Annotated in this window: 1 protein-coding gene; it reads right to left on the bottom strand. The window is 72.4% G+C overall.

From position 1 onward, the window contains the following. A partial coding sequence (locus AC3A6J_RS27985) for an autotransporter-associated beta strand repeat-containing protein (RefSeq protein ID WP_487863269.1) occupies positions 1-1,094 on the bottom strand: 1,094 nt, incomplete at both ends.

The following is a 1,094-nucleotide window of genomic DNA, read 5'->3' as shown; positions in this document are numbered from 1 at the left end:
CCGGAGATCGCGTCGTTCGCGTTGGTGGCGCCGAGCGTCAGCCGCGTGGCACCGAGCACCACCGCGCCGCCGCCCGCGAGCGAGCCGATCGCGAGGCCCGCCGGTGCAGTGATGCCCGACACGTCGAGCGTGCCGCCCGCGGCGTTGGTGATCGATGCACCGCCCGCGGACGCATCGCCCGCGAAGTACACCATGCTGCCGGCCTGGTTGTTTACCTTGGCCGTGCCTGCGCTGGCCGACTCGGCGAAGAGGACCAGGCCGCCCTGGTTGTTGATGGTCGCGTCGTCGGCGCTGCTGGTATTGATGAACAGGGCCGCATTGCCGATGCCGCCCGCGAGCCCCTGGCCATGCACGTCGATCTGGGCCGTGCCGCCGGTGGCCGACTGCGCGAACACGAGCAGGTTCGCTGTGTCGGTGCTGCCGGCGCGGCCGACTGTGAAGCGGGTGCTGCCGGCGCTGGCCGAACCGGTGATCGTCACCTCCGTGCCATTGGTCTCCTGGCGCACGTCGCCGCTGCCGAACGCGCCATCCGCGGTCGCGGCGACGGTCGCTCCGTCTCGCAGCACCGTGCCGCCGCCGTAAGTGTTGGCGGCGTTCAGCTGCACTGCGCCGCCCGTGCCGGTCACCGTGAGGCCGCCCGCACCGCCGATCGACCCGTTCGATTCGAACGCGCCGTCCGCCATTTCGAAGGTTCCGCCGCCCGCGCCTAGCGTGATGGCGCGCTTGGAAGCCACCGTCAATCCGCCGCTGGCCACGCGCAGCGTGCTGCCGTTGAGCGCCAGTGCAGTGCCCGCCGCGCCCAGGTTGTTGTCCGCCGCGATCTGCAGGGTGCCGCCATTGACCGTGGTGCCGCCCGTGTAGGTGTTCGCACCGCCGAGCACCAGCGTGCCGCCGTCTGCCTTCACGAGCCCGCCCGCGCCGCCGATCGCCGCGCCGATGGTCGCGGTCATGCCCGCGCTCGCGGCTGTGCCGTCGCCCACGCGCACCACCGTCGCCGGTGCGCTGATCGTCAACGCATCGCCGACGATGCTGTAGCCGTCGACCGCGAACTGCGCGCCGCCGATGCGCACCGCGCCGCCCGCACCCTTGTTGTC

It is taken from the genome of Variovorax sp. Soil_C_39 (assembly GCF_057656815.1).
This window is presented reverse-complemented; position numbering and strand designations above follow the sequence as displayed.